Origin of the sequence: Streptomyces sp. NBC_00457 (assembly GCF_036014015.1) — a bacterium.
Taxonomy (GTDB): domain Bacteria; phylum Actinomycetota; class Actinomycetes; order Streptomycetales; family Streptomycetaceae; genus Streptomyces.
Genome location: NZ_CP107905.1, coordinates 789,479 through 814,060, shown reverse-complemented (window position 1 = coordinate 814,060; position 24,582 = coordinate 789,479). Strand labels below are relative to the sequence as shown.

Below are 24,582 nucleotides of genomic sequence, written 5' to 3'. Positions count from 1 at the left end.
ACCCGGCCTGCCCCGTCCCTCTCAGAGCTTCTCGAAGATGTCGGAGCCGGCGACGGACATGGCCACGAAGACACCTGCCGACGTCACCAGCGTCATGACCAGGGCGATTGCCGCGACCAGCGGGTACGAGCCGTTGGACCAGTAGTCGAACAGGATGGTCCCCATGACCTGGGTCGTGGGCGCCCGTACCAGCAGCGAGGCGGTGAACTCGTGGGTGAGCAGCACGAACATCAACGCTCCGGCACCCGCGAGAGTGGGGCGCAGCAGCGGCAGCACGATCTCGGTGTTGGTCCGCAGTGCGCCCGCCCCGCTGGTACGTGAAGCCTCCAGGTACGTATCGCCGAGCGCCACCATTCCGGACAGCTGCATGCGGGTGGCGAAGGGCAGCATCAGCGTCACGTAGACGAGGACGATCACTGTGCGGGTGCCGTAGAGAATGAACGGCTCGCGACTGTACGTCAGCAGGAAGCCGGCGCCGAAGACCACCGCGGGAATCCCGAGGGGCATCGCCACGATGAAGTCGACCGCGGCCCGGATGATGCGGAACCGGCGCCCCTTGAGCAGCAGCGAGGCGGCGACGAAGCCGAGCGGGAGCGCGATGGCGACGGAGATGACCGAGGTGACGAGGCTGTTGACGATCGCGTCCGTGATCCCCGACTCCTGGAACACGCGCCGGAAGTTGTCGAGCGTGAAGCCGCTCGGTTCGATCTTCCCGCTCCAGAAGGCGGAGAGCGACACCACCGTGAGCGCGCCCAGCGGCAGCGCGAGCGCGACCAGACCGTAGAGGACGATGCCGGTGACCGCCACCCACGACGGCCGCCCGCCGGACCGGAACGCCTTGCCGCCGTGCGTGACGAAGCGGCTGTGATCGCCGAGGATCACCTTCTGGAAGAGGACGACGGCGATGCCGAAGAGCAGCAGCGGTGAGCCGATCGCGGCCGCCCTGCCGTAGTCGACCGGGCTCTGCGACACGGCGACGTACATGTCGGTGGTGAGTACGTTGATGCCGTTGTTCCTGCCGAGCAGCAGCGGGCCCGTGAACTGGCCGAGTCCAAGCAGCAGGGCCACGAACCCGCCGTACACCAGGACCGGGCGCAGCAGCGGCAGCGTCACCCGGAAGAACACACCTGCCGGCGACGATCCGCTCATCTGTGCCGCCTCGATCAGCTCCGAATTGATGTTGCCGAAGCCCGCGCTGACGAAGAGATAGACGAAGGCGGTCAGGCCGAAGCCGGTGATGAGGACGATCCACGGCAGCGTGTAGATGTCGACGGGGCCCTCGTCGAGATGGTCCCACCAGGGCAGGTTGCGCAGTGCCGCGTTGAGGTAGCCGGGGCGTGGCGAGAACAGGAACGCCCAGCCGGTCACCGCGGCCACGGCCGGGACCACGATAGGCAGGACGGGCAGGACACGCAGCAGCCGCAGGCGGGGTGGCAGGCGGGTCGCCGCCCAGGCCAGGAACGTGCCGAGGACGAGTGCGATGGCCAGCGAACCCAGCGCCATACCGGCCGTCGTGCGCAGCGTCTCGGCCATGTCCGGGTTGTCGAAGGCGGTGCTGTAGCCACGGGCGTCGTCCTCGAAGGCCAGCCGTTGCAGGCCAACAAGGGGAGCGATCACCAGGTAGCCGATGGCGGCCAGGAAGGCGAGCGCGCCGAGCCGCGGCAGATGGCGCCGCGCACGGTTGAGCGCCGTCGGCCGTGGTGGGGCCGGGTGCGGCGGTGTCGTCGTGGGGGAGGGAGAGGGCGCGGGTACGGCGGGTGCGGCCACGACGTCACGCTCCCACTGCGGCGGGGGCGTGCACGGCTGTCCGTACCCCGTCGGCGTCGTAGTAGATGGCCGCGTCCTTGGCGAACCACGCGGTCACACGCTGCCCGCGCGACAGGCTCCGCGCCCATGGCTTGCCGGTCAGCGGTGCCCGCGCGTGCAGACGGCTGCCCGCGATGGTGACGACCACGTCCATGTGACGCCCGCCGAACTGCGCGTCGACGACCTCCGCCGGGAGGCCGACGCTGTGGGCCGGCGGTTTCTCGTCGGCCGGACAGAGCTGAAGGTCGTCGGGGCGCAGCCGGGCGGCGACCTCGTTGAGTGAGCGGGGCACCGGCAGCTCGTCGGCCACCGCCTGGCTCGCTGCGTCCGCCTGGCTTGCGGCGCCTGATGAGGCATCGGCGCCCGGGTCGCCGGCGAGTACCCATTCCCCGCCCTGACGCCGGAGCGGAAGCCGGTTCGACATGCCGATGAACCCGGCGACGTATTCGGTGGCCGGTTCCTCGAAGACCCGCTCCGGCGTGTCGAGTTGCTCGATCCGCCCCGCCTTCATGATCGCCAGGCGGTCGCCGAGCGCCAGCGCCTCGCTCTGGTCGTGGGTGACGAACACGGCGGTGAAGCCCAGCCGGGCGTGCAGCTCGTGCAGTTGGGCACGCACCTGGTCGCGCAGCCGGGCGTCGAGGTTGCTCAGCGGTTCGTCGAAGAGCACCAGGTCGGGTTGGGCGGCCAGGCCGCGGGCCAGGGCGACCCGCTGCTGCTGGCCGCCGCTGAGCTGCGCCGGATATCGGTCGAGCAGGGCGGAGCATTCGACCAGCTCCGCCGCCTCCTCGATCCGTGTACGCGCCTGCTCACGGGGCACCCGCCGGGTTCTCAGGGGATATCCGATGTTGCGGCGCACTGTCATGTGCGGCCACAGGGCGTACGACTGGAACACCATCCCGATCCGGCGCTTGTTGGGAGGGAGGTTGACCTTCCCGCGTACATCCAGCACCGTCTGGTCGCCCAGGGAGATGCGTCCCTCGTCGGGCGTCTCCAGACCGGCCAGACAGCGCAGAGTCGTGGTCTTCCCGCAGCCGCTCGGGCCGAGCAGAACGATGAACTCGCCCGGCTCGATCTCCAGCGACAAGTCGTCCACGGCGATCGCCGGCGGCTTGCCGGCGAACCTTTTCGTCAGACCCTCGATGCGCACGTGGGACACGGGGGACTCCTTATTTCCAAGTGTTCAAGGATCAGGTGAGTGGGCACCCGTCGCCGCGGGTGCCCACGCTGCTGGGCATCGTTCCTGGCTGAAGCGGTCCGTCGCCCCTGCCGGAACTACTGGAACAGGGACTTCCACTTCTTCTGGTACGCGGCCACGGCGTCGGGTGTGAGCTTGGCCGGATCCTGCACGCGTACCTTGTCGTTGGTGATCACTGTGCCGGGGACCTTGGGCAGCACCGAGCCCGCGGACGGCGTGATCAGCTCCTGCCCCTTGGCGGTCACCATGAAGTCGGCGAACAACTGGCCGGCGTTGGGGTGCGGGGCGCTCTCCAGCACCATGCCGTAGTACCGGGCACCCCACGCGCCGTCCGGCGGCATGCGGTAGTCGACCGGCGCACCCTTCTTCTTCGCGGGCTCCAGCGCGATCGGCGCTATGAAGCTGCCGGCGGCGATCTCGCCGGACTGCAGGGCCTCACCCATGGGCAGAGAGCTGGGGTAGATGCGCGGTTTCTGGGCGGCCAGCTTCTCCACGAAGTCGGCGCCGTACGTCTCCTCCAGCCACAGGTAGAAGTCGACGATCGAGGGGGCGGTCGGCTCGATGACGCCGATCTTTCCGCCTGCGAGCGAGGGGTCGAGCAGGTCCGGGTAGTCGGTCAGCCCCTTGGAGTAGAGCTTGGAGTTCCAGCCGAACGTGAGCACCGCGGAGTTGGTCTCGAAGTAGTTGCCGTCGTGGACGTACTGCTTGGCGTCATAGTCGCCCTTGCCGGTCAGTTCGGGACCGGTCGGCGCCAGGAACCGCTTGGCCTCGGCCTGCGGCTTCACCCACGACAGACTCGCGCTGACATACATGTCGGCGATGCCCTTGCCGGTGTTGAACTCCGTCTCGACCTTCACGCCGAGGTCACCGTCGACGCCCCGGACGGTCTTGACGTCGATCCCCGGGTACTTGGCCTCGAAGGCCTTTGCGAGGTTGTTGAGGGCGGTCAGATCCTGGGCCGAGTAGACAGTGATCTGTCCTTCTTTCTTCGCCGCTGCGACCAGTGCGTCCATGCCCGCCGACGCGGGCACGACCTTGGACTCGGCGTTGTTGTCGTTGCCGCCGCCGCACCCGGCGGCCAGCAGTGTGGTGATCGACAGCAGGATGAGCAAAGCCCCGCGCCGTTGCGGATCTGATCTCATTCTCGGCTCCCTTATGTGAAACCGGCTCCCGGCCGAACCGGCGCACAAGCGAGAGAACTTTGCGCTGGACGGTGACCGGATCGCCAAGATTTCGTGAAATTACCAAACTGAACTAGGTTAGGCAATAGAATGCGCAGCCATGCGACGAAAGGGTGGTTCAAGGGTGGCTCGGGGGTGTGTTCCATGCCGGTCGCCCCTCGGTGGCCAGTCTGTCTGCAGAGTGCGGGGCGGTGGCCCGGCGTACGGCCGGGCCACCGCCCCGTGGCGTCTGTTGTACTTATTTCAATTCAGTTGAGGCGCGAGGTGCCCTCGATCCGCACCAGTGTCTTACCGGTGTTGTCGCCCCGCAGCAGTCCCGCCAGCGCCACCGGCGCCTGCCGCAGCCCGTCGATGATCGTTTCGCGGCAGCGGATGCGGCCCTCGCGGACCCACGCGCCCATGTGCCGTTGCATCTCGGGCAGTAAGCGGGTGTGGTCGCTGCCTCGGAAGCCGCGAATCGTCAGGCCCTTGGTCACCGCCAACATGAGGTTCGCGGGCCCGTGTGGCGACTCCTCAGCCGCGTACTCCGAGACCATGCCGCAGATCGCGACGCGGCCGGACCTCCGCAGTGCTCCGAGGGCGGTCTCGAGATGGTCGCCGCCGACGTTGTCGAAGTACACGTCTATGCCGTCCGGAGCCGCCTGGCGCAGGAGGTCGGGGAGCGTTCCGCGCCTGTAGTTGAACGCGGCGTCCAGGCCGAGCTCCTCCAGGAGGTAGCGCACCTTCTCGTCGGAACCGGCGCTGCCGATGACACGATGCCCGCGGATCTTCGCCATCTGCGCGGCGAGGCTGCCGACGGCGCCGGCCGCGGCGGAGACCCACACGACGTCGCCCTCGTGCAGGCTCGCGGCGTGGAGGAGGCCGGCGTACGCGGTGAGTCCATTGGCGCCGAGCGCACCGAGGTAGGTCTGTGGAGGCGCGGCGTGTACATCGAGTTTCGTGAGCGTGCCGACACCGCCGAGTGCCTGCTTCTCCGCCTCGACGACCGCGTAGTCGCGCCAGCCCGCTGCGTGCCAGACCGTGTCGCCGGGGGCGAACCCGTCGGCGCGGGACTCGACGACCTCGCCGACGGTCATGATCCCGTCCATCGGTCCTTCGAGAGGGAAGGCCGGGAAGTATCCCGCCGGCGCCGTCTCCCTGAGCCGCAGCCGGAGAGCGGCGTCGACGGAGGTCCACGTGTTCCGCACCAGTACCTCGCCCGGCCGCGGCTGCCGCACCTCGACTTCGACGACGCGGAAGTCCGACGCGCGGACCTCCCCGCGTGGGTAGGCGATCGGCCGGACCTCGCGGCCGATCCTCGTCGCGCCTCGCCGGGACGTGTGGCCGGACCCGGCTCTGGGCCTCACCCGCGTTCCGCTGTCGTGTGCGCGTGACCGGCGTGACCGATGGTCTGGCCGCCGTCGACCAGGAACTCGCCCCCCGTTGTGTAGGAGGCCTCGTCGCTCGCGAGGAAGAGCACCATGCGGGTGACCTCCTCGGGTTCACCGATGCGCGGTACCGGCTGCTGGGCGAACAGCTCGGGAGCGGCGCCCTCGCCCATGGGCGTACGGATGACTCCCGGATGTACGGAGTTGATGCGCACCCCGGTGCCCGCCATGTCCAGCGCGGCGGCCTTGGTCATTCCCCGGATGCCCCACTTGCTTGCCACATAACCGATGCCGTCCGCGAACCCCATGAGGCCGGCGGCCGAGGAGATGTTGACGACGGCTCCACGACCGCGGCCGCGCATGCCGGGGAGCACGGTGTGCATGCCGAGGAAGGTGCCCACCACGTTGACGTCGAGAATCCGGCGGAAGTGTGCGGGCGACTGCTCTTCCACGCCACCGAAGTGAATGATCCCCGCGTTGTTGACCAGGACGTCCACGGGGCCCAAGGAGTCCTCGACGGTGCGGACGACGGACTGCCAGTCCTCTTCGCTGGTGACATCGAGGTGGCAGTACTGAGCGTGGGGAAGTTCCTCGGCCAGGGCCTTTCCCTCGTCGTCCAGCACGTCGCAGACGGCGACCCGGGCGCCTTCCGCGGCCAGCCCGCGTACATGTGAGACACCCATGCCCCGAGCACCACCGGTGACGATCGCGACTTTTCCGTCGAAGCGCATCCCGAGCTTCCCTTCTGCAGGCGTTTGCAGGCGTTTGCAGGCGTTGCCATGGCCGGTCAGTCGGGGACGAGCACGGCCCGCCCTCGCATCCGGCCCTGACGGAGCCGGTCGATCGCCTCCGGTGCGGCGGCCAGCGGGAACCGCTCCGTCTCGACGTGGATCGCCCCCGAACGTGCCAGCGCCACGACCTCGGCGAGTTCGGGGCGGGTGCCCCAGAAGGGCAGTGAGAGCCTGAACCCCGGCGGGAGAACGCCGGGTTTGGAGACGGTGAGGTGACCGCCTCCGCTGCCCACGACGGCCACTTCACCACCCGCGCGCAGGATGCCGGTCGCGAGTTCCAGCGTCTGCGCGGTGCCGACGAAGTCGAGCACGGCGTCCACTCCCGTGCCACCGGTCCGCGCCTTCAGAACACGCCCGGTGTCCGGCCGTACCAGCGTGCCGAAGTCCGCGCCCGAGCGGTCCGCGAGAGCGAGCGCATCCTCCCGGGTGTCGACCGCCAGCACGCGGGTCGCGGTGGTCGCGCGGAGGATCTGTACGGCCAGGTGGCCGAGCCCGCCGATACCGATGACGGCGGTGGTGGTGCCCTCCTCGAGTGCGGGCCGGAGGCCGGCCACGGCGTGGTACGACGTCAGGCCCGCGTCGGTGAGCGGCGCCGCCTGATCGGCCGGCAGGTCGCCGATCGGCACCAGATGGCGGGCGGACGGAACGAGCACGTACTCGGCCATGCCGCCGTCCCGGCCCAGTCCCACCCCGTGCCAGGCGAGGGTGTCACGCCGGTCGCAGTAGTTGTCCCGGCCCGTGGCGCAACGGTCGCAGGCGCCGCAGCCCCACGGTCCGTACAGCGCCACCCGTTCACCGACCGCCACCCCGTCGGCGTCGGGCCCGAGGGCCGCGGCCCACCCGGCGACCTCATGGCCGAGGGTGAACGGAAGCCGGTAGGGGAGCGCTCCCGGAGCCGCGTCGACGACGTGCAGATCGGAGTGGCAGAGTCCGGCGGCATCCACCCGCACCAGCACCTCGGTGCCGTGGGGGACAGGTTGCTCGACCTCGGTCGGCGTCGGAGGTTTCCCCCAGGCGGTCAGCCGCAGTGCCCTCATCTTCACCGTCCCACGTCTTGTCAGCCCCGTGGCCGCCACGGTAACAGAGGTGAAGTCGGTTCAATATGCGGCGTGCGGTGAAGTTCATGTGCGGCGTTCAGTGAAGGAGTGATCGGTTTGATGCGCGGAGTCGGTCAGGCGGACAGGTTCGCGGGCAAGGTCGCGATGGTGACGGGCGCCGGCTCCGGCATGGGCGCGGCGGTTGCCCGGCAGTTGTCCGCGGAAGGGGCACGGGCCGTCGTCCTGGCGGATGTGAACGGCGACGGCGCCGCGGCCGTCGCCAAGGAACTGCCCGTCGCGCGGCCGGTCACCCTCGACGTGGCGGACGCGGCGGGCGTCGACGGCGCCGTCCAGGACGTACTTAGCTGGTACGGGCAGCTCGACGTCCTGGTGCACGCGGCCGGCGTCGACGACCCCGAGGCCAAGCGGCGCATCGCGGACGCGGTGGTCGAGGGGCGGCCGGTCGAAGTGACCGATTCCCTCGACGACGCGTCCTGGCGGCGCGTCATGCGGGTGAACCTGGACGGTACCTTCCATGTGCTGCGCGCCGGCGTGCGGGCCATGCGGCCCTTCGGGGCCGGAGCGATCGTGGTGATCGGCTCGTCGTCGGCCTTCGACACCCCGGTCGGCTACCCCCATTACGCCGCCTCCAAGGCGGGTGTGCACGCCCTGAGTCAGGCCGTGGCCAAGGAGGCCATCGCGTCCGGGATCCGCGTGAACGTGGTGGCTCCGGGACCGACGGAGACAGGGATGGCGGCGCGCACCCCGGAGGCGCTGCGTGCCGGATTCACCGACCCGCGGGTGCGCCCGTACGCGACACCCGAGGAGATCGCCGACATCGCACTCTTCCTGGCCAGTGATGCCGCGGCGAACCTGGTCGGCGCGGTGCTGCTCGCCAACGGCGGCCGGTTCACTGCCTGATCACTGTCTGAGCGGTTTCCGGTCCGTCCCGCGTTGTCGGGAAACCGACGGGGCCCGAATCGACACGTGCACGGGTCTTGCCCGGTCCGGACGGCGGTGCCTATGTTCATGAATTGAGTTCAGTTCTTAGTTCATAGTGTTGGCTCAGAGTTCCTGTCTTGATGCCGTTCTCCAGCACACGAGCACGATGGAGACCCCATGCGCCCTCGCCACCCCGAGATCGACCCCCAGCTGCTGTCCGAAACCGACGAACAGCGGCAACTCCGCACCGTTCTGCGGGACTTCTACACGGAGGCGAGCGGTCCCGAGGACGTCCGCAAGCATCTGGCCACCCCGCGTGGATACGACGAAGTGCTCTGGACACGACTCGCCGGCGAGATCGGTGTCCACGGACTGGCCGTGCCGGAGGAGTACGGCGGGTCGGGCTTCACGTTCGCCGAACTGGCCGTGGCCCTGGAGGAAGCCGGGCGCGCCCTGTACTGCGCGCCCCTGTTGCCCACGGTGGCCCTCGCCGCCCACGCCCTGCTGCACAGCGGCGACCGGGACGCATGCGAGCGCTACCTGCCGCGGATCGCGGACGGCACGCTCACCGCGACCGTGGCCGGATTCGACGCCGGAGAGTCCGGAGAGCCCGACGAGCCCGGCGACCCCGCCGTCACCGCCGAGCAGGGTGGCTCCGGCTGGGTGCTGCGCGGTCAGGCGGACTTCGTGCTCGACGGGGCCGGAGCGGACCTCATCCTGGTACGGGCCCAAACGCCCGCCGGCGCCCGGCTGTTCGCGTGCGAACCGACCCCGGACACCTGCTCGCGGACCGCGCACCGCGTCCTGGACGAGACGCGCCGCCAGGCACTGGTGGAGTTCCGAGGAGCACCGGCCGATGCCGTCGGCACGGCGGAAGTCACCGGCGACACGGTCTCGGCGACCCTCGACATCGGGCGGGCCGCGCTGGGGGCCGAACAGGTCGGCGGCAGCGGGCACGCGCTGGACGCCACGGTCGAATTCACCGCACAGCGCCACCAGTTCGGGCGCCCCATCGGTTCCTTCCAGGCCGTCAAGCACCGGCTGGCCGATGTACTGGTCGCGCTGGAGGCGGCGCGCTCGGCGTCCGCGTACGCGAGTGCCTGCGCCGCCGTCGGCTCGCCGCAACTGCCGGTGGCAGCGAGCGCCGCCGCCGTGGTCTGCTCCGAGGCCTTCCGGCTGGCGACGGCCGAGTACGTCCAACTGCACGGCGGCATCGGCTTCACCTGGGAGCACCCGGCGCATCTGTACGTACGCCGCGCACGCGGCAGCGAGGTGCTGTTCGGCACCGCGGACCGGCATCGGACCCGACTCGCCGAACTCATCGGTCTCTCCACACGGTCCGCCGCCTGAACAGGCAAAGAGAGCAGGCAGTCAGAGCAGACGACAGGCAGTCAGAGCAGACGAAGAGAGCCGCATGACGTCACGCACCGCGCCCGCCCTCGCCGCGCCTTTCACGCTCGGCGGTCTCACCCTCCGCAACCGTCTTGTCGCCACCGCCCACGCCACCGCAGCCGTCGCCGACGGTGCCCCCACCGAAACCGACGCGGCCTACTGGAGACGGCTGGCCCAGGGCGGCGCCGGGATGGTGATCACCGGAGGTACCGCCGTGGCCTCCGAGTCGACTCTGCCGCAGCGCTATCTGACCGAAGCGTGGCGCCCCGAGATCAAGGACGCCGTGCGCCGCCGCGCCGAGGCCATCACCGACGGGGGAGCCGTGGCCGTCGCGCAGCTCGTCCACCTCGGCCGGGAGACCCTGGGCGCCGGCACCTACTACGCGCCGGTCTCCGCCGCGGCCGTCCGCTCGCCCCGCGAGGCGACCGCGCCCCATCCGCTGAGCACCGAAGAGGTACGCGGCGTCGTCGACGCCTTCCGCATCTCGGCGGCGAACAGCGTGCAGGCCGGCTTTCACGGCGTGGAACTGCATGCCGGCCACGGCTATCTGCTCGCCCAGTTCCTGTCCCGGGTCAACAACACCCGCGACGACGAGTACGGCGACCGGATCGCCCTGCTCGCCCAGGTGATTGACGCGATCCGTACCGAGATCGGTGAACTCCCCATCGGCGTACGGGTGTCGGTGGAGCCCGGCGAGGACTCAGGACTCGGCCTGGACGACCTGACCGAGCTGCTTCCGCGTCTGTGCGCCGCCTCGCCGTTCGCGTACGTCAACGTCACCACCGGTGTCCGCAACACATACGTCCCCGGCATGGCCACCACCCGCCCACCGCTGCTGGACTCCGTGGCCCGGCTCCGCCCGGCCGTCGCACTGCCACTCCTGGTCAGCCAGAGCTTCCGGACGGTCGCCGACATCGAGCGCGCGCTGGACTCCGGGGCCGATCTGGTCGGCATGGCCCGGCCGTTCATCGCCGACCCGGACTTCGCCCGCAAAGTGATCGCAGGCGACGAGCGATCCGTACGCCCCTGCACGGGCTGCAACGAGGGCTGCCGGACCTTCGAGCCCACGGGGTCGTGCGCGGTGAACCCCGAGCTGGGCCCGCCGGGAGTGGCCACCCGCCCGGCCGTACCGCTGCTGCTCACCCGGCCGGGCAGCCGGAACCGCCCCGTCGCCGTTGTGGGGGCGGGCCCCGCCGGCATGGAGTGCGCGATGGCCCTCGCCCGGTCCGGCGCCGAGGTGATCGTCTTCGACACGGCCGGGCACACGGGCGGACAGGCCCGCCTCGCCTCCCTCGCCCCGCACCGCTCCGGCTGGCAGAAGTTCGTCGACTACCAGCGCGACCAGCTCACCGACCTCGGGGTGCGCGTGTCGCTCGGTACCTCCCTGGGTGAGGACTATCTGGCGGCGTACTCCCAGGTCGTGCTCGCCACCGGCGCCGAGGAAGCGTCCGTCGCCGTGCCGGGCGAGCTGCCGACCCTCACAAGCACGGAGTTCCTGCACCGGTATGCGGATGTCGTCCCCGACGCGGCAGCCGTCGTCGTCCTCGACGACGGCTTCGGCTGGTGGCAGGGCATCAGCGCCGTCGAGAGCGCGCTGGCGGCCGGTGCCCGGGAGGTCACCGTCATCACCCCCGGCACCGGGTTCGCGACGGGTCTTTCGCCGGAGAACCGCACCCAGTTGATGAACCGGCTCACCGGCGCGCCCTTGCGCGTCGTCGCGATGAGCACCGTGACCTCGACAACCACCGAGGGTGTACGCCTGCGCCATGTCCTGGACGGTCAGGAGACACATCTCACCGCCGATGTCCTGGTCACCGTCGGCGAACGCCGCCCGCGCCGCCCTCACTTCACCCCGGGCCCCCACCAGACGGTCCGCGCGGTCGGCGACTGCGTCGTGCCGCGCCGTATCGCGCACGCGGTCGCGGAGGGGCGCGCGGCCGCGGAGGCCGTCGCCGCGAGGCCGCTGTGACGAACCGGCCCGACGCGCCGGCCACCCCGCCGGGTGAGGCCGGTGTAGCAGGACCTGGCCCGGGCCCGGCTCCGGCACCGCGACGCAGCGCACCGTGGGCGACGGTCCGGCCGTGGGTGAGGAATCCGTCCCCGGGCCGACCCGGGGCGCCCCGCCCGGGGGCCGGCCCACGCCCTCACGACGCCGGAGACCGGATGGCGTGCACCGCGGGGGCCGGCCGGCGGGCCTCCGCTCCCTTCCGACCGTGTGCACTCGGCGCGATGCCTTGCGGCCGGCCGTGCGACCGGAAACCGAGCCTGCATCTCCTGCCCCGCACCCTCCGCCCCGCACCCTCCGCCCCGCACCTTCCGCGCAGTGTTTCCGCAGAGAGGCAGTCACCTCATGGCACACCACTACGACCGCATCCTCATCGGAGGACGGCTCACCGCCCCCTCCACCGACCGCGTCGCGCAGGTCGTCTCACCCAGCACCGAGGAGGTCATAGGCCACGTCCCGCTGGCCTCCACAGAGGACATCGACGCCGCCGTCGCCTCGGCCCGGCAGGCCTTCGACGCCGGCCCCTGGCCGAGCTGGACCGTGAGCCGGCGCGCCGCGGCCCTGCGCGACCTCGCCGACCGCCTGGACACGCGGGCGGCGGAACTGGCCGAGCTGGCGATGGCCGAGACCGGCAGCCCGCGCGGCTTCGCCGAGGGCTACTTCGCCGTCGCTCCCTCCCACTACCTGCGTTTCTACGCCTCGTTGGCCGAGGAGTTCGTCTTCGAGGAGGAGCGGGTCAACGGACCGACCCGCACCCTCATCGTGCGCGAGCCCGTCGGCGTCGTCGTGGCCATCCCCGCCTGGAACGGCCCACTCACGCTGACCGCCCAGAAGATCGCCGCCGCCCTCATGGCCGGCTGCACGGTCGTCGTCAAGGCGCCCGTGCAGGACCCGCTCGCCTGCCATGTGTTCGCCGATGTCGTCGCCGAATCGGAGGTGCCCGAGGGCGTCATCAGCCTGTTCGCCGCCGATGTCGCGGAGAGCGAGTACCTGGTCGCCCACCCCGGTGTGGACAAGGTCAGCTTCACGGGCAGTACGGCGATCGGCGCCCGCATCGCCGAAGTATGCGGCCGCGACATCCGCCGTACGACGCTGGAACTCGGCGGCAAGTCGGCGGCGATCGTCCTTGACGACGCCGACATCGACACCGTCGTCCCTGCTCTCGTCGGCTGCGGCGCCGCCTTCATGCAGGGCGAGATCTGCACCGCCCAGACCCGCATCCTGCTGCCGCGCGCCCGCTACGAGGAGTTCACCGAGGCCCTGGCCCGCCACATGAGCACCCTGCCCATCGGTGACCCGGCCGACCCCGCGACCGTGATCGGACCGCTGATCACCGAGGCGCACCGGGCGCGCGTCGAGGAGTACATCGCCCTCGGCAGGAAGGAGGGCGCCACCGTCGCCTGCGGCGGTGGCCGACCCGAGGGCCTGACGACCGGCTGGTACCTCGAGCCCACCCTCTTCACCGACGTCACGAACGACATGCGGATCGCACAGGAGGAGATCTTCGGCCCGGTCGTCGTCGCCATCCCGCACGACGGTCCCGACCATGCCGTCGAGCTGGCCAACGACTCCCCGTACGGGCTCTCCGGAACGGTCTGGACCCAGGACGAGGACGCCGCCCTCCGGATCGCCCGCCGCGTACGCACCGGAACGTTCAGCATCAACAGCTACACCCTCGACATCAACGCCCCCTTCGGCGGCAGCAAGAAGTCGGGCATCGGCCGCGAGAACGGCCCCGAAGGCCTCGACGACTACCTCGAACCCAAGTCGATCGCCTTGTCGGGCGCGCCCCTGAACGGCTGAAAGACCGCCTGCTCCCTCACGAACCCGCTCTTTCACGAACCCGTTCCTTCCGAACCCTTCGTCTCAAAGAAGAGAAGAGAGGCAACCATGGCGCGTCGCATAGTGGTGTGTGGCGGAGGTTCCGCCGGTGGAGTGCTGGCCGCACGGCTGAGCGAGGATCCCGCGAACACTGTCACGCTGGTCGAGGCGGGTCCCGACTACCGCACCGCGCAGGAGACCGCACCCGAGGTGCTCGACGCCGACCAGTTCGGGTTCACCACCCATGACTGGGGCTACGAGTCGGCCGATCACGTCGTCGAGGGCGACAGCATCCCGATGTTCGGGATCGTCGAGCAGGGCGTCGTGCCCGTCCTGCGCGGCAAGGTCATCGGCGGCTCCTCGTCCGTCAACGGTGCCAACGCCCTGCGGCCCACCCCCGAGGACTTCGCCCGCTGGACCGGACTCGGCAACGACCGCTGGTCCTGGGACGAGGTCCTTCCGTATCTGAAGAAGCTGGAGGACGACCCGGTCGGCGGGGAACTGCACGGCACCGAAGGCCCCGTACACATCGAACGCTTCACCGAGGGAAACGGGCTGCGCCCGGTCATGTCCGCCTTCCTGGAGGCCTGCGCCCAGGCCGGCCACACCATTCACCAGGACATGAACGGCGCCGGCCGGCGCGGCGCGGGCCCGGTCCCCTTCAACCGCAAGGACGGCATCCGCCAGAGCTCGGCCCTCGCCTACCTCGGACCGGCCCGCGGACGCGACAACCTGACCGTGCTCGGCGGACAGACCGTCGACCGCGTGGAGTTCACCGAGGACGGGACGGCCCGCGCCGTGATCCTCGCCGACGGCACCGCGCTCGAAGCCGACCTGGTCGTCCTGTCGGCCGGAGCCATCGGCAGCCCGGCGATCCTGATGCGCTCCGGCATCGGCCCGCGGCGGCTGCTCGACAGGCTGTCCATCCCCACGACCCAGTGCCTCGAAGGCGTCGGCAGGAACCTCCGCGACCACCCCATGGTGTACCTCACCTACGCCGTGGACGAGGCGACGGTCGGCGAACTCATGCCCCCCTTGCAGACCGCCCTGGCGTTCTCCTCGGCAGGGGCAGGCAGCCAGGGTGAAGTCGACCTGCACGCACTGCCGTTCACCATGGAGCCAGGGGTGATGCTGGTGCCCCTCGCTGTGGTCCGCCCGTACTCGCTGGGCAGGGTGGAGATCACCTCACGCGACCCTGATGCCGACCCGTCGATCCGGCTCGGCCTGCTGGACCACCCCGACGACCTGCGGCGCATGGTGGCCGGCATCCGCCAGATGCGGGAGATCATGGGCTCCGGCCCACTGGAGAAGTACGTACGCGCGGAGCAGTGGCCCGGACCCGAGGCGACCACGGACGCCGACCTGACCCGCGCCGTCCTGCAGGGCAAGAACACCTACTGCCACGCCGTGGGCACCTGCGCGATGGGTGGCGAGGGCACCCCGAACGCCGTGGTCGACCAGAGCGGCAAGGTGCACGGCCTCGACGGGCTGTACGTCGTCGACGCCTCGATCATGCCGGACATCCCGGCCACGCCGACCAACACCACCGTGCTGATGATGGCCGAGCGCTGCGCGGACGAACTGCGCCGGAACGCCTGACCGACCGCGGCACAGGTGCCTGCCGGTCTTCCCGAACCAGAACGCGCGGTTGCGGGCAGGGGGACGGCGGGCGCCTGGCCGTCACGACGGCCTCGACGCACGCCGGTCCCCGGCCCTCACCGGGGTGCGGAGGGTTTACGCGTCATACACGTAGAAGCCCCGGCCGCTCTTACGGCCCAGGTGGCCCGCGGCGACCATGCGGCGCAGGAGCGGGGGAGCGGCGTACAGCGGTTCCTTGTACTCCTCGTACATCGACTCGGCGACGGCCTGCGCCGTGTCCAGGCCGATCAGATCGAGCAGCCGCAGCGGACCCATCGGGTGGGCGCAGCCGAGCTCCATGCCGCTGTCGATGTCCTCCACGCGCGCCATTCCGGACTCGACCATGCGGATCGCGGAGAGCAGGTACGGCACCAGCAGCGCGTTGACCACGAAGCCCGAGCGGTCCGGCGCCTGGACGACCGTCCTGCCCAGCTGTTCGGCGGCGAAGCCGCGGGCGCGGGCCAGGGTGTCGGCGCCGGTGGTGAGGGCGGGGATCACCTCGACCAGCTTCTGCACCGGTACCGGATTGAAGAAGTGCAGCCCCACGACATGGGAGGCCCGGCCGGTGGCCACGGCGAGATCGACGACGGGGATCGAGGACGTGTTGGTGGCGAGGACGGCCTCCGGGTCGGTGACCGCCTTGTCCAGCTGACGGAAGACGTCCAGCTTCACCTCCCGGTTCTCGGCGACGGCCTCCACGACGAACTGCCGGTCGGCAAGGTCGCCCAGGTCGTGGGTGAAGGAGAGCCGGGCCAGGGCCTGGTCGCGGTCGGCCTCGGTGAGCTTCCCGCGCCGCAGCCCGCGATCGAGGGAGGCGGTGACGCGGTCGCGGCCGGCGGCGGCCAGTTCGGGGCTCGATTCGGCGACGGTCACATCGAGACCGCGCAGTGCGGCGACCTCGGCGATGCCGGAGCCCATGAGGCCGCAGCCGACGATGCCGAGACGGGAGATGCCGGACATGAAGGTCCTTCCGGGGTGCAGTCGTTGGGAGGGGGAGGACCCCTCCGTCATATTGAACCGAAGTAGGTATGCTCCTCAAGAGTGAGTTTGAATCAGGTTCGGTTCGATCAATGACGGGATCTCTCTTGCTTGGATCGCAGGATCCCTTCACCTGATGAATCCGTCTCGATCAGAGGGTTGACAGGATATCTTCCGCCTCCCAGACTCGTAGTGAATTCAGTTCAATCTGGAGGCGAAGAGATGGCAGTGGAAGACGAGATCCAGTTCGAGCGTGACGGCCACGTCGCCCGTGTCTGGCTCAACCGCCCGTGGAAGAAGAACTGCGTCACCGTGCCGATCCTGGAGCGGCTCGACGAGATCATCACCGAGGTCGACGAGGACCCCGAGCTGCGCGTTCTGGTGTTCCGCGGCCGCGGCGGCACCTTCTGCTCGGGCTTCGACCTCGACAGCCTGAAGGCGGAGTACGTCGGCAAGTCGAACGCGATCGACGTCGCGGTGAAGTCCGCGAAGGTCTGCGACCGCCTCTACTCGATGAAGACCCCCTCGGTCGCCGTCCTGGAGGGCCACGTCACCGCCGGCGGCTTCGAGATCATGATCTCCTGCGACTTCGCCATCTCCGCGGATGACGCCAAGATCGGCGACTTCCACATCCGCCGTGCGCTGTTCGGCGGAGCCGGCCCGATCTACCGGGTGCCGCGCATGATCGGCATCCGCAAGACCAAGGAGCTGATGCTCACCGGCAAGCTGCTCTCCGGGGTCGAGGCCGCGGAGTTCGGGCTCATCAACAAGTCCGCCCCGGCCGACAAGCTGGATGCGACGGTCGAGGACTTCATCGGCGACCTCGTCGACAAGAGCCCCTTCACCATGTGGCTCACGAAGATGACGATCGACCGCAGCCTGGACGCCGACACCCAGTCGCTGATGGTGATGGAGCACCTCGCCGTGGGCGTGGCGCTCAACTCCGAGGACGCGAACGAAGGCGTGTCGGCGTTCCTGGAGAAGCGTGAACCCAAGTGGACGGGGCGCTGATCCGGATGGCCACGGATCCGCGGAGTCCGACCGCCACCGCCGTCGGGCTCCAGGGCTCACGCTGCTCCGGCGACGGCTGCGCGGTGACGGTCTACCCCGCGGACGACGCGTGCCCGCGCTGCGGGGGACCGGCCGATCCGGTCGTCCTCCACGGCACCGGCACGCTGTGGACCTGGACGGTGCAGCGGTACGCCCCCAAGTCCCCGCCCTACCAGGCCCCGCCCGGCGGCTTCGAGCCGTTCGCACTCGGCTACGTCGAGCTGGCGGAAGGGGTGCGGGTGGCCGCCGTGCTCGAGGTCGGCGACTTCGACGACGTCCGCATCGGCATGCCCCTCACCGTGACCGCCGGCCCTGGCGTCCCGCGGGCCACGCCCACGACCCCCGGCGAGGAGGGTTCATGAGTACCGACGTACTGATCTGCGGCGCCGGACGCACCCCGTTCGGCCGGTCGGAGGCGAGTGGCCGGCAGCTGGCTGTCGGCGCGGTGAACGCCGCGCTGGCGGACGCCGGGATCGAGTGGTCGCGGGTGGGGGCCGCGTTCGGCGGCAGCGACAGCGCCGGCCTCGCCGACACGCTGGTGGCCCAACTCGGCCTGACCGGGCTGCCGTTCATCAACGTCAAGAACGGCTGCGCCACCGGCGGCAGCGCGCTGGTCTCCGCCGTGAACGCGATCCGCTCCGGCATGGCGGACGTCGTCCTCGCCGTCGGCTTCGACAAACACCCGCGCGGCGCCTTCGACCCGCGGCCCGAGGACTGGGGGCTGGGAGCGGAGTACGGCAGCGACGGGCTGATGGTGACCACTCAGTTCTTCGGCATGAAGATCCAGCGCTATATGCACGACCACGGCATCACCCCGCGGACCCTCGCCCTGGTGGCCGAGAAGGCATACCGCAACGGCGGCCTGACTCCCGAGGCATGGCGCCGCAAACCGCTGTCCGCCGAGGAGATCCTCGACTCCGGCATGGTGAGCGATCCGCTGACGCGCTACATGTTCTGCTCTCCGGGAGCGGGCGCGGCCGCGTTGGTGCTCTGCTCGCCCGAGGCTGCCCGCAGCTTGGACACGCCGGACGGTCCGCCGGTCACCTTGCGCTCGGCGGCCGTACGTACCCGGCGGTTCGGCTCGTTCGAGGTGTTCAGCCCCTGGATTCCCGGAGGCGAGCTGACCAGCGTCAGCCGTGATGCCTCGGCTGCCGCCTTCGAGGAGGCGGGGATCGGGCCCGGCGACATCGACGTCTGCCAGTTGCAGGACACCGAGAGCGGCGCCGAGGTCATGCACATGGCCGAGTGCGGGTTCTGCGAGGACGGCGAGCAGGAACGGCTGGTCGCCTCCGGCGCCACGGAGATCGGCGGCGCCCTGCCGGTCAACACCGACGGCGGCTGCATCGCCAACGGCGAACCCATCGGTGCCTCGGGACTGCGCCAGGTCTACGAGGTCGTCCAGCAATTGCGCGGACGGGCCGGTGAACGCCAGGTCCCCGGTGAACCCAGGGTCGGCTTCACCCATGTGTACGGCGCGCCCGGCGTGAGCGCCTGCACGGTGCTGTCCCGCTGAATGGAGGTGGAGGACGAGATGAGCGCCATCCCGGAACCCGAGGAGTTCCGTGCCGAAGCCCGGCGGTGGCTCGCCACGGTCGCCCGGCCGCGCGCCGCCGACGGAGAGTGGGGCAGCGGCTCCGACTCCGTCGCCGTCTTCGAGAACTGGACCGAGGAACAGGAACACGAGTACACCGCCCGCATCCAGGAATGGGAACGCACCCGCTACCACCACGGCTGGGGCGCGCTCAACTGGCAGCAGGCGTACGGAGGCCGGGGCCTGCCCGCGTACTACGAGCAGCTCTACCGCACCGAAGAGGCGGCCTTCGACGTGCCGCACCGCACCGAGGTCTTCCCGGTGACGCAGCAGCTCGTCGCCCCCGCGATCGGCATCTGGGGCACCGAGGAGCAGAAGCAGCGCTGGCTGCGGCCCATGCTCCGCACCGACGAGCTGGCCTGCCAGCTGTTCTCGGAGACAGAGGCCGGATCCGACCTCGCCGCGGTGCGGACCAGGGCGGTGCGCGACGGCGACAACTGGGTGCTGAACGGGCACAAGGTGTGGACCTCCGGGGCTCGCGTCGCGACCTGGGGCGTCGCGGTGTGCCGTACCGATCCGGACGTACGCAAGCACGCCGGTATCACCGTCTTCCTGGTGCGCATGGACGCGCCCGGCGTGACTGTACGGCCCATCCAGCAGATGACCGGCGGCACCAGCTTCAACGAGGTCTACCTCGACGGCGTGGTGGTGCCCGACACGGACCGGCTCGGGCCGGTCGGCGGGGGCTGGCGGGTCACGCTCAGCGTGCTGGCCGCCGAGCGGCTCGACTCCGGCAACCTCGGCCTGGACAACGCCGACCGGGCGCTGGAACTGGCCGGCAACCTGCCCCGCCCGCTCACCGGCAGCGAACAGCAGCGGGCCGCCGATCTGCACATCCGCACCCTCGTCCAGCGGATCGTCGGACTGCGCGTGACCGCCGCCCTCGTGGCCGGACGCGAGCCCGGGGCGGAAGCCTCGGTCGGCAAGCTCTACGCCACCGAGACCATGCGGCGCACCAGCGATCTGGTGTCCGAGCTGCTGGGGCCGAGCCTCGTCGCGGACACGGGGGCATGGGGCACGTACGCCTGGACGGAGCACCTGCTCGGCGCGCCCGGGTACAGCATCGCGGGCGGCACCGACGAGATCCAGCACAACATCCTCGCCGAACGCGTGCTCGGCCTGCCCAAAGAGGGCCCGCCCAAAGACCGCCTGCCCAAGGAGCCCGCCCGATGAGCACGGTCACGCAAACGTCGGAGCTGGCCGTCCGGGTCCGGGACCGGCTCGCCCGCCGCCATCCGGGCGCCCCGATCGGCGAGTTGAGGGTGTTGCCCGGTGGCCATTCGGGGCTGACGTACTCCGTCACCGCGGGGGAGGCCAGGTACGTCATCAAGGCGGTGCCTCCGGGGCAGCGGCCCGTCGGCCGCAACGACGTGCTGCGCCAGGCGCGGGTGCTGGGCGCGCTGGCCGGGTCCGCGGTGCCCGTGCCGGGCATCGCAGCGGTCGACGAGACACAACCAGCCTGGTTCGCCATGGACTTCGCGGCCGGGGAGGCCGTCGAGCCCGTACTCGACGAGCCCGAGGTGCCCGCCGCGACGGCCCGCGCCCGAATGCTGGAGATCGCCGCCGTGCTGCGGCGACTGCACGCCACCGACACCCACACACCCGGGCTCGATCCGCCCGAACCGCTCGATGCGGCCGGGGAGTTGGAGCGGTGGACCCGCACCCTGCACGCCGTACCGGCAGAACTCCGCCCGGGCGGAGAGGAGTTGCTGGCTCGCCTCACCGCCGACGTGCCCGGGGGCCTGCCACCGGTACTGCTGCACGGCGACTTCCGGCTCGGCAACGTGCTGTGCGCCGGCCAGCGTGCAGTGGCCGTCGTCGACTGGGAGATCTGGAGCGTCGGCGACCCGCGCATCGACCTCGGCTGGTTCCTGCTCTTCGCCGACCACCGCAACTTCCCCCAGCTGGGGCGTGCCGTACCTGGCCTGCCCACCGAGGCCGAACTGCTGGTCGCCTACCTCGACGGCCGGCCCGCGCTGCCCGCGATGGACTGGTTCCGGGCGCTCGGCCGCATGAAGATGGCCGCGATCATGGGCCACAACCTGCGCCGGCACCGCGAGGGCAAGCACCACGACCCGGACCAGGAGCGACTGCCGCCCACCATCGCCGCGATGATCCGCACGGCACGCGACATCCTCGGCTGATCCGGACCGACCACACGAACCCCGGCACCCCCGGACAGGAGCAATCGTGGATTTCGGATTCTCGCCACGGGCGAGTGAACTCCAGGACCGCATGCGGTCGTTCATGGATCAGCACGTCTTCCCCGCGGAAGCGGTCTACGACCGGCAGCTCGCCGAGGCGGACGACCCGCACGCGCTGCCGCCGGTGATGGCCGAGCTGAAGGAGAAGGCGCGCGCCGAGGGCCTGTGGAACCTCTTCATGGCGCATGGCGACTGGGGCGCGGGACTCACCAACCTCGAGTACGCGCCGCTCATGGAGCTGGCGGGCCGCTCCGTCATCGGCCCCGAGGTGTTCAACTGCTCGGCGCCCGACACCGGCAACATGGAACTGCTCGCGCTGTACGGCACCCCCGAGCAGCAGGAACGCTGGCTCAAGCCCCTGTTGAACGCGGAGATCCGCTCGTGCTTCGCCATGACCGAGCCGGAGGTCGCCAGCTCCGACGCCCGCAACATCCGTACCAGCATCACCCGCGACGGAGACAGCTACGTCGTCAACGGCCGCAAGTGGTACACCTCCGGGATCCTCGACCCCGACTGCAAGCTGATCATCCTGATGGGCAAGACCGATCCGGACGCGCCCACCTACCGGCAGCAGAGCATGCTGCTCATCCCCAGGGACACACCCGGTGTCACGGTCCTGCGCGACCTGCCGATGTTCGGCTACACCGACCGGCTCGGACACGGTGACGTGCTCTTTGAAGGCGTCCGCGTGCCGGTGGAGAACATCCTCAGGGGCGAGGGGGAGGGTTTCGCGCTCGCCCAGGGGCGGCTCGGTCCGGGGCGGATGCACTACGCGATGCGCGCCGTCGGCTTCGCCGAGCGCGCCCTGAAGCTGATGTGCGAGCGCGTCACCGCACGCATCGCCTTCGGCGGGCCCCTCGCCGACCAGGGCGTGGTGCGCGAGTGGATCGCCCGCAGCCGCATCGAGATCGAGCAGCTGCGCCTCCTCGTCCTCAAGTCCGCCTGGTTGATGGACACCGTCGGCAACGCCGCCGCCCGCATGGAGGTCGCCGCGATCAAGGTCGCGGCGCTGGAGGTCGCCCACAAGGTGGTCGACCGCGCCGTGCAGGCGCACGGCGCGGCGGGGGTCAGCGACGACACCGTACTGGCCCGGCTGTACGCCATCACGCGCGCCCTGCGCATCGCCGACGGCCCCGACGAGGTGCATCTGCGGACGGTGGCCCGCCAGGAACTCGCCAAGTACAAGCAGCCCGAGCAGCACAAGACCGACACGAAGGCAGGGGCAGCGTGAGCACCGACACCCTGGAGGGCAAGGTCGCCGTCATCACCGGCGGATCCCGCGGCATCGGCCTGGGCATCGCCACCGCCTACCGGGCGGCCGGAGCACACGTGGTGATCGCGGCCCGCAAGGCGGCCGGACTCGCCGAGGCGCGCGAGGAGTTGCTGCGGGTGAAGGGCGACGGCGACGTCCACACGGTGGTGGCCAACGCCGGTGAGCCCGACCAGGCCGAGGCCTGCGTCGACGAGACCATGATCCGCTTCGGCAGGGTCGACATCCTCGTCAACAACGCGGCGACCAACCCGTACCACGGCGATCTGCTCGACCTGGACGTGTCGCGTGCCGAGAAGACCGTACGCGTCAACCAGTACGGCATGATCGCCTGGACCCGGTACGCCTGGCGGGCCTGGATGGCCGAGCACGGGGGAGCGGTGGTCAACATCGCCTCCGTCGGCGGGCTGATCGTCGATCCGCACATCGGCTACTACAACGCCACCAAGGCCGCCATGCTGCACATGACCCGGCAGCTCGCCTACGAACTCGGGCCGCGGGCACGGGTGAACGCCATCGCCCCCGGGCTGATCAAGACGGAGCTGGCGCGGGCGGTGTGGGAGGTGCGCGAGCCCATCCTCACCGCCAAGCTGCCGCTGCGGCGCCTCGGCACGGTGGAGGACGTGGCGAACGCGGCGCTGTTCCTGGCCTCCGACGCCTCCTCATGGATGACCGGCCAGACCCTGGTGCTCGACGGCGGCGCGACCGCCCTGCCGATCGGGGTGGACGAGTGAGCGCGCCGCGATCCGCCGCCGAGCTTTTCTCGCTGGAGGGCAGGACAGCGATCGTCACCGGCGCTTCCGCCGGGCTCGGCGCCCGCTTCGCCGCCGTCCTCGCGCAGGCCGGCGCCATCGTGTTCGCCGCCGCCCGCCGCATCGACCGGCTGAAGGAACTCGCCGACTCCGACGCGCGCATCCACCCCGTCGCCTGCGACGTATCGCTCGAAGCCGACCGTACGCGGCTGACGGAGACGGCACTGGCCGCCACCGGCCGCATCGACGTCCTGGTCAACAACGCGGCGACGTCCGGCGAGACGCGCGCCGAGGACGAGTCCTCCGACGCCTTCGCCGACGTCCTGGGCGTCAACCTCACCGCTCCCTTTCACCTCGCCCGGCTCATCGCCGAAGGGCCCGGTCAAGCGGGCGGCAGGAGCATCATCAACGTCTCCTCCATCCTCGGCCTGGTGACCGCCGCCCCCCTCGGCGGCGCGAGCTACTCGGCGTCCAAGGCCGGACTGATAGGGCTGACCCGGGAGCTGGCCGGACAGTGGGGCGCGAGCGGCATCCGCGTCAACGCCCTCGCCCCGGGCTGGTTCCGCACCGAGATGACCGCGGACCTCTTCGGCGACGAGCGCTCCAGCCGCTGGGTCGAGCGCAACACCCTGCTGCGGCGCGGCGGCGACGGTCATGAACTCGACGGCGCGCTGCTGTACCTCGCCTCGGACGCCTCCTCGTACTGCACCGGGCAGGTCCTGACCGTCGACGGCGGCTGGACGGCGCGATGAGCGTCGGCATCGACATCCACGGCGACGGTCTGGCCCACATCACCCTGCGCCGGGGCGAGGCGGGCAACGCCATCGGCCTCGACATGGCGCACGGACTCCTCGACGCGGCACGAGCCTGCGAGCGCGGGACCGTACGGGCCGTGCTGCTCACCGGCGAGGGGAAGTCCTTCTGCGTCGGCGGCGATCTCAGGGAGTTCTCCCGGCTCTCCGGCGAGGCACTGGAGAAGCACCTCACCGCGGTGACCGACGCGCTGCACGAGGCTCTGCGTACGTTCGCCGCGATCGACGCGCCGATGGTGGCCGCCGTGCGGGGCGCGGTCGCCGGCGCGGGCATCGGCCTGGCCGCGGCCGCCGACATCACCCTCGCCGCCGACAACGCCTCGTTCACCGCCGCGTACACCGGTATCGGTTACTCACCGGACGCCGGAGTCAGCTGGTTCCTGCCCCGGCTCGTCGGACCCAAGCGAGCGCTGGATCTGCTGCTGACCAACCGCCGCATACCGGCGGCGGAAGCCGCGGCGATCGGACTGGTGAGCCGGGTCGTCGCCACCGACCAACTGGCCGCCGAGGCCGCGCGCACGGCCGAGGCCCTGCGCCGCGGACCCACCGCCGCCCTCGGCACCACCCGCCGACTCGTCGCCTCCGGGCTGACCGAGGACCTGGGCCCGCACCTGGACCGCGAGGCACGTGCGCTCGCCGCCGCGGCCGCCTCCGACGCGGGCCGCGAGGGCGTCGCCGCCTTCCTCGACAAGCGGACGCCGGACTTCACGCGCGTACCGCCCAGGATCTCCGGAACCTGATCCCGTCCCC

The 24,582-nt window shown here is 70.7% G+C and carries 21 protein-coding genes; 14 read left to right on the top strand and 7 right to left on the bottom strand.

Annotation, left to right across the window (positions count from 1 at the left end):
- Positions 1-21 precede the first annotated feature (21 nt).
- The 6 genes from OG828_RS03840 to OG828_RS03815 all read right to left on the bottom strand — a co-directional run bounded on the left by OG828_RS03840 (position 22) and on the right by OG828_RS03815 (position 7,377).
- The gene (locus OG828_RS03840; protein WP_328350150.1) at positions 22-1,767 is read right to left on the bottom strand and encodes an ABC transporter permease; all 1,746 of its coding nucleotides are present in this window, start codon (positions 1,765-1,767) and stop codon (positions 22-24) included.
- A gap of 4 nt (positions 1,768-1,771) precedes the next feature.
- Positions 1,772-2,962 carry an ABC transporter ATP-binding protein gene (locus OG828_RS03835; RefSeq protein ID WP_328500088.1) on the bottom strand — a complete coding sequence of 397 codons (1,191 nt, stop codon included), beginning with the start codon at positions 2,960-2,962 and terminating at the stop codon, positions 1,772-1,774.
- Positions 2,963-3,078: 116 nt separating this feature from the next.
- Positions 3,079-4,143: an ABC transporter substrate-binding protein gene (locus OG828_RS03830; RefSeq protein ID WP_328500087.1), complete on the bottom strand. Its 1,065-nt coding sequence runs from the start codon at positions 4,141-4,143 to the stop codon at positions 3,079-3,081.
- A 287-nt stretch (positions 4,144-4,430) separates the two neighbouring features.
- The gene (locus tag OG828_RS03825) at positions 4,431-5,528 is read right to left on the bottom strand and encodes an NADP-dependent oxidoreductase (RefSeq protein ID WP_328500086.1); all 1,098 of its coding nucleotides are present in this window, start codon (positions 5,526-5,528) and stop codon (positions 4,431-4,433) included.
- Positions 5,525-6,280: an SDR family oxidoreductase gene (locus OG828_RS03820; RefSeq protein ID WP_328350142.1), complete on the bottom strand. Its 756-nt coding sequence runs from the start codon at positions 6,278-6,280 to the stop codon at positions 5,525-5,527. The genes OG828_RS03825 and OG828_RS03820 overlap by 4 nt, the downstream gene beginning before the upstream one ends.
- A gap of 56 nt (positions 6,281-6,336) precedes the next feature.
- Positions 6,337-7,377, bottom strand: a complete 1,041-nt coding sequence (locus OG828_RS03815; RefSeq protein WP_328500085.1) for an NAD(P)-dependent alcohol dehydrogenase — start codon at positions 7,375-7,377, stop codon at positions 6,337-6,339.
- Between the two features lie 120 nt (positions 7,378-7,497).
- Here OG828_RS03815 and OG828_RS03810 point away from each other — a divergent pair, with 120 nt between their 5' ends.
- The 5 genes from OG828_RS03810 to OG828_RS03790 all read left to right on the top strand — a co-directional run bounded on the left by OG828_RS03810 (position 7,498) and on the right by OG828_RS03790 (position 15,136).
- Positions 7,498-8,298, top strand: a complete 801-nt coding sequence (locus tag OG828_RS03810; RefSeq protein WP_328500084.1) for an SDR family NAD(P)-dependent oxidoreductase — start codon at positions 7,498-7,500, stop codon at positions 8,296-8,298.
- A 198-nt stretch (positions 8,299-8,496) separates the two neighbouring features.
- Complete coding sequence (locus tag OG828_RS03805) at positions 8,497-9,669, top strand: acyl-CoA dehydrogenase family protein (RefSeq protein WP_328500083.1); 1,173 nt, start codon at positions 8,497-8,499, stop codon at positions 9,667-9,669.
- Positions 9,670-9,733: 64 nt separating this feature from the next.
- Positions 9,734-11,680 carry an oxidoreductase gene (locus tag OG828_RS03800; protein WP_328500082.1) on the top strand — a complete coding sequence of 649 codons (1,947 nt, stop codon included), beginning with the start codon at positions 9,734-9,736 and terminating at the stop codon, positions 11,678-11,680.
- A 381-nt stretch (positions 11,681-12,061) separates the two neighbouring features.
- Positions 12,062-13,519 (top strand): aldehyde dehydrogenase, encoded by a 1,458-nt coding sequence (locus tag OG828_RS03795; protein ID WP_328500081.1) that lies wholly within the window; start codon positions 12,062-12,064, stop codon positions 13,517-13,519.
- Positions 13,520-13,606: 87 nt separating this feature from the next.
- Positions 13,607-15,136 carry a GMC family oxidoreductase gene (locus tag OG828_RS03790; protein ID WP_328500080.1) on the top strand — a complete coding sequence of 510 codons (1,530 nt, stop codon included), beginning with the start codon at positions 13,607-13,609 and terminating at the stop codon, positions 15,134-15,136.
- 135 nt (positions 15,137-15,271) lie between these two features.
- Here the strand turns inward: OG828_RS03790 and OG828_RS03785 are convergent, their stop codons facing one another.
- A complete protein-coding gene (locus OG828_RS03785) occupies positions 15,272-16,135 on the bottom strand; it encodes a 3-hydroxybutyryl-CoA dehydrogenase (protein WP_328350130.1) in 864 nt (287 codons plus the stop codon).
- Between the two features lie 240 nt (positions 16,136-16,375).
- On the opposite strand from OG828_RS03785, the gene OG828_RS03780 reads away from it, so the two are divergent.
- Genes OG828_RS03780 through OG828_RS03740 form a run of 9 tightly spaced genes read left to right on the top strand, consistent with a single transcriptional unit; the run spans position 16,376 to position 24,572 of the window.
- A complete protein-coding gene (locus OG828_RS03780) occupies positions 16,376-17,164 on the top strand; it encodes an enoyl-CoA hydratase/isomerase family protein (RefSeq protein ID WP_328350128.1) in 789 nt (262 codons plus the stop codon).
- Between the two features lie 5 nt (positions 17,165-17,169).
- A complete protein-coding gene (locus tag OG828_RS03775; RefSeq protein ID WP_328371562.1) occupies positions 17,170-17,565 on the top strand; it encodes a Zn-ribbon domain-containing OB-fold protein in 396 nt (131 codons plus the stop codon).
- Positions 17,562-18,716, top strand: coding sequence for a thiolase family protein (locus OG828_RS03770; protein WP_328500079.1), 1,155 nt, complete (start codon positions 17,562-17,564; stop codon positions 18,714-18,716). Before OG828_RS03775 ends, OG828_RS03770 begins: the two co-directional genes overlap by 4 nt.
- An 18-nt stretch (positions 18,717-18,734) precedes the next feature.
- On the top strand, positions 18,735-19,967 hold the full coding sequence (locus OG828_RS03765) for an acyl-CoA dehydrogenase family protein (protein ID WP_328500078.1): 1,233 nt from the start codon (positions 18,735-18,737) through the stop codon (positions 19,965-19,967).
- Complete coding sequence (locus OG828_RS03760) at positions 19,964-20,938, top strand: phosphotransferase family protein (RefSeq protein ID WP_328350122.1); 975 nt, start codon at positions 19,964-19,966, stop codon at positions 20,936-20,938. The genes OG828_RS03765 and OG828_RS03760 overlap by 4 nt, the downstream gene beginning before the upstream one ends.
- Positions 20,939-20,984: 46 nt before the next feature.
- On the top strand, positions 20,985-22,229 hold the full coding sequence (locus OG828_RS03755) for an acyl-CoA dehydrogenase family protein (protein ID WP_328500077.1): 1,245 nt from the start codon (positions 20,985-20,987) through the stop codon (positions 22,227-22,229).
- The gene (locus tag OG828_RS03750; protein WP_328350118.1) at positions 22,226-23,002 is read left to right on the top strand and encodes an SDR family oxidoreductase; all 777 of its coding nucleotides are present in this window, start codon (positions 22,226-22,228) and stop codon (positions 23,000-23,002) included. The genes OG828_RS03755 and OG828_RS03750 overlap by 4 nt, the downstream gene beginning before the upstream one ends.
- Positions 22,999-23,772, top strand: a complete 774-nt coding sequence (locus OG828_RS03745) for an SDR family NAD(P)-dependent oxidoreductase (protein ID WP_328500076.1) — start codon at positions 22,999-23,001, stop codon at positions 23,770-23,772. Before OG828_RS03750 ends, OG828_RS03745 begins: the two co-directional genes overlap by 4 nt.
- Positions 23,769-24,572 carry an enoyl-CoA hydratase/isomerase family protein gene (locus OG828_RS03740; protein ID WP_328500075.1) on the top strand — a complete coding sequence of 268 codons (804 nt, stop codon included), beginning with the start codon at positions 23,769-23,771 and terminating at the stop codon, positions 24,570-24,572. The genes OG828_RS03745 and OG828_RS03740 overlap by 4 nt, the downstream gene beginning before the upstream one ends.
- Positions 24,573-24,582: the final 10 nt, after the last annotated feature.